This is a genomic window from Mesorhizobium sp. M4A.F.Ca.ET.050.02.1.1, assembly GCF_003997725.1.
In the GTDB taxonomy this organism is placed as follows: domain Bacteria; phylum Pseudomonadota; class Alphaproteobacteria; order Rhizobiales; family Rhizobiaceae; genus Mesorhizobium.
In genome coordinates this window covers 1-3,720 of sequence record NZ_RZSG01000608.1, presented here as the reverse complement: position 1 = coordinate 3,720, position 3,720 = coordinate 1, and the positions used below count along the sequence as shown (strand labels likewise).

At 63.0% G+C, this 3,720-nt stretch carries 3 protein-coding genes and 2 pseudogenes; 3 read left to right on the top strand and 2 right to left on the bottom strand.

The window, feature by feature from the left end:
* The 3 genes and pseudogenes from EOA33_RS41570 to EOA33_RS27815 all read left to right on the top strand — a co-directional run.
* Window positions 1-125: pseudogene (locus EOA33_RS41570) on the top strand ((2Fe-2S)-binding protein); the annotation flags it as partial.
* A gap of 461 nt (window positions 126-586) precedes the next feature.
* Complete coding sequence (locus tag EOA33_RS27820; protein ID WP_127407102.1) at window positions 587-817, top strand: hypothetical protein; 231 nt, start codon at window positions 587-589, stop codon at window positions 815-817.
* Between the two features lie 197 nt (window positions 818-1,014).
* Window positions 1,015-1,878 carry a hypothetical protein gene (locus tag EOA33_RS27815; protein ID WP_127407101.1) on the top strand — a complete coding sequence of 288 codons (864 nt, stop codon included), beginning with the start codon at window positions 1,015-1,017 and terminating at the stop codon, window positions 1,876-1,878.
* A gap of 40 nt (window positions 1,879-1,918) precedes the next feature.
* Here EOA33_RS27815 and EOA33_RS27810 read toward each other — a convergent pair whose 3' ends face one another.
* Together EOA33_RS27810 and EOA33_RS27805 are read right to left on the bottom strand one after the other, a co-directional pair.
* A complete protein-coding gene (locus EOA33_RS27810; RefSeq protein WP_127407100.1) occupies window positions 1,919-3,157 on the bottom strand; it encodes an MFS transporter in 1,239 nt (412 codons plus the stop codon).
* Between the two features lie 159 nt (window positions 3,158-3,316).
* Window positions 3,317-3,720 (bottom strand): annotated as a pseudogene (locus tag EOA33_RS27805) (aspartate aminotransferase); the annotation flags it as partial.

Sequence of the window (3,720 nt, the reverse complement as noted above, 5' to 3'; positions counted from 1 at the left end):
ACTACCACGCCCGCTCTGAGGCGAGCGGCGCCGACATCGTTTCACACCTGGACCGCGTCAGAGGCTTGCGCGGCCAATACGGGAGCAGAACCCATGAAAGGCGAACCGCAGGTCATCGAGCGGCTTACGAAATTGGGCGCCGTTTCGCCAAGTTGCAGCGGGCCTATGTTCAGACGTTCTGGCATGCTGATCCCTCCTCCCGGGTCGATTCGCGACGGATGTGCGGGCGAGTGGCTTGAGCCCATGTGCGACACATACGTCTTTGGGCATGCTGAAATGGCGGTCGGCCTTAGTTAGGTCGGCGTCGATAGTCCAATTATAGCACGGAGTGGGCGGACGCTAAGGCGTTCTTACGGAGGGCCGCGCTTACCAGATGGCGCTGGTGTCCGCTTTAGCCCGGTTGCCGGCCTAAGCCCCGTAGATTGACCGTCCGATATATGTCTGGAGCCGAAGGCTGCAGGTCTGCTGACGGCTTATTCAGCCGTTGTCGGCGCAAGCTTGGCGCCCAAGCTGCAGTCTCGTCGCTCTCGGCGGCGCCGCGAATCTGTGCTAAGCGCCCGCCCAAATCAATCAAAGGACGACAGCTGTGAACGAACTCACCGTGGCCGAGGCGACCGAGAACATCTACGCCTCACTCCGAGCGGATAATGCCGACATCGATGCACATATCGCGACACTCAAGGCAGCGTTGACGCGAGAGGGGAAAAAGCAGGCGGTGTTCGATCCGGCCAGGCTGGCGCAGAACAACCGCTCTGGCCGCAAGTTGATGCAGGCCTATTTTCGGCAGCGCGGCGTTGGCGTGAGCTTTTCGGATTAGCAGAGCGCGCGCGCCGTTGGGAGTTCCCTGCCGGTCCGGCGGTTCGACATCCTGACGTCGCGTGCAGGCAATCTTAGGTACTATGCTGTAAGATTATCTTCCCCTTGCCGGCAAGCCGATCCCGAGACCCAATGCACCCATCTGAACGGCTCAGATTCTGGAGCGAGCGACTTGCGGACGATGTTTCGCCTCGCGCCATGCTCGCCGACATCTCCGACGATGCGAGCAAGCGCCTGGTCGCATTGCGAGCGGCCATGCGCGCCTTCCCTGGAATTGCACGCATTGGCGATGGGCCCTGGGGATTGGGGCGCGAAATAGACCTTCCCATCCGCCTACATTCAATCCGGGCAGTCTTCGTAACGTGGAGTGAATTCGTTTTCGATGGTGTTCGCAATGACGCCCGGCGTGAGGCCTTGGACGCCCTTGAGACGCCGCTGGCCAAACTCGATGAGGGCCTTCCCGACTTCTACCAGCGCAATATCATAAGCAGCGACTATGCTGTCGCCGCTTGGCAGGACGCGACCGAAGCTGCGCGAAGGGGAGTTTCGCTTGTCGAAGCGATTGCGGCGCTGGAATTTCGTGATCTGGCATTCGATCGGGACCGCCCCCATCGGGACTTCCTCGACACGCTCTGCATATACGGTCCGACCGGACGCAGCGACATGGCCAGATGGCGGGCGGCGCAACGCGTCGCCATAGGGGTGGATTGCGCTGTCCTGCGAGATGGCGAGATGACAAGATCGGAACTTGCGCTTGCGCCGCTTTGGCCTGATGCGACCACCGCCGCACTGGAAACCAATCTCACGATGGGCCTGAGCTTCAAGAACGCGCAAGACCTAGGATATGACATCGAGAAGTGGCTGCGCGAGCGCAAGGACGGTTCCCTGATCCTCGGCATGGGCGCTGAGCAAGCGCGAGAGCGCGTCGTGCGGACCGCGAATCTCGCCTGTTCATTCTGGGAAACCCGGCCCGCTACCGACACGTGCTATGCTTTCGACTATTGCCTGCACGGAGATCTGCAAAACCCGAACTGGGGCAGCGAGACAAGCCGCCGACCCTGACCTGCCGAAGTGCGACGATCCAGCGGTATAGATTCGGCGCTCAATTCCGGCTGTTCAAATGCCGCACCCGGCGCAGCGCCGGAAACAGCCAAGCCCACAGCCCAGCGACGGCCACCGCGCCGATGCCGCCGATCACCACGGCGGGCACGGTGCCGATCAGCGCCGCCATGGTGCCGGCGCGGAACTCGCCGACTTCGTTGGAGGCGCCGACGAAGACCTGGTTCACCGCATTGACGCGGCCGCGCACGTCATCCGGCGTCCACAGCTGGATCAGTGTCTCGCGGATATAGACGCTGAACATGTCGGTGGCGCCGAGCAAGGCGAGGGCCAAGATCGACAGCCAGGCGATGGTTGAAACGCCGAACAGAACGGTGACAGCGCCGAACAGACCGACAAAGCCCAGCATGATCTTGCCGGCATGGTCGCGGATCGGGTGGCCGGCCAGCCAGACGGCGACGCAGATGGCGCCGATGCCCGGTGCCGAGCGCAGCAGGCCGAGGCCCCAGGGACCGAGTTCGAGAATGTCGCGCGCATAGACCGGCAGCAGCGCCGAGGCGCCCGACAGGAGCACGGCAAACAGATCGAGCGAGATGGCGCCGAGCACGATCTTCTCGCTCCAGATATAGCGGAAGCCGGCGAACAGCGTTTCCATCGTCGGCTTGTCGGTGGCGGTCTGCTGGGCGGGCTTCGGAATGGTGAAGACGAGGAGGGCTGCAACCAGCATCAGGACGGCGGCGGTGATGTAGGCCGTCTCCGCCGAAAGCCCGTAGAGCAGGCCGCCGGCGACCGGGCCGACAATGGTTGCTGTCTGCCAGGCAGAAGAATTCCAGGCGATCGCGTTGGCGAAGTCCTCCGGCGGCACCAGATTGGCGAACAGCGAGGATGAAGCCGGTCCATAGAAGGCGCGCGCTATGCCGAACATCGCAAGCACCACAAAGATGGGCAGCGGGCCGGCGAGGCCGCGCAACGTAAGCAGCAAGAGCGCAACCGCACAGCCCGCTTCGATCAGCGACGACAAGGTCATGATCAGGCGGCGGCCGAAGCGGTCGGCGACGACGCCGGTGACCAACACCAAAAGCAGCGAGGGCAGAAACTGGACGATGCCGACGATGCCGAGGTCGAAGGGATCGCGGGTCAGATCATAGACCTGCCAGCCGACCGCGACGGAGACGATCATGGTGGCGAAAGTGGTGAGGAAGCGCGCCACCCAGTAGCTGAGGAAGGGTCTGTGCCGGAAAGCGGCATAGCGCTGGTCCGGCGAAGTCTGTTCAAGTGCCATGGAGAGAAAGGCCCCGTTGCGAAAAAAGGCCGGCGGGGCAACTTCCACGATGGGCGCTGGTCCGGCCAGATGACCTTCTAGCAAAGTTCGCGGCGGGATGTGTGGCAGAATCGCGCTGGATCAAGAAATTTCCGGCTGGCGGCAAGGCGGACCGGAAAGTCAGTCCCTGAGCGCGGCGGAAATGGCCTCCAGCCCACCGCGCAAGTCGGCCTCCTTCGGCCAACAGAACCCGACGCGGAAGAAGCGCTTCGGCATTTCGAACCAATGGCCGGGGCCGACATAGGTGCCGTGGTCTTCCAGCAGCCTTGTGTAGAAGCGATCGAGGTCGAATTCGGGATCGACGTTGAGCCTTGGGAAGCCGACAACGCCGCCTTGCGGCCGCACCCAGTCGACCAGCGGTTCGTGGTCGATCCATGCCTGCACGATGTCGCGCCGCTTGGCCATCTCGGGCAGAAGTATTGCGAGGAACGCATCGCGACGCTCGACCATGCCGCGCGCTATGCCTTCGTCGATGACGCTGCCGCAGATGCCGATCTGCTCCTTGGCGGCGAGGAACCTTTCCT

What these genes read in the sequence shown, in the direction of transcription:
- EOA33_RS27815 (WP_127407101.1), top strand. Translation starts at nt 1,015, where the DNA reads ATGCTCGCCGACATCTCCGACGATGCGAGCAAGCGCCTGGTCGCATTG.
- EOA33_RS27810 (WP_127407100.1), bottom strand. Translation starts at nt 3,157, where the DNA reads ATGGCACTTGAACAGACTTCGCCGGACCAGCGCTATGCCGCTTTCCGG.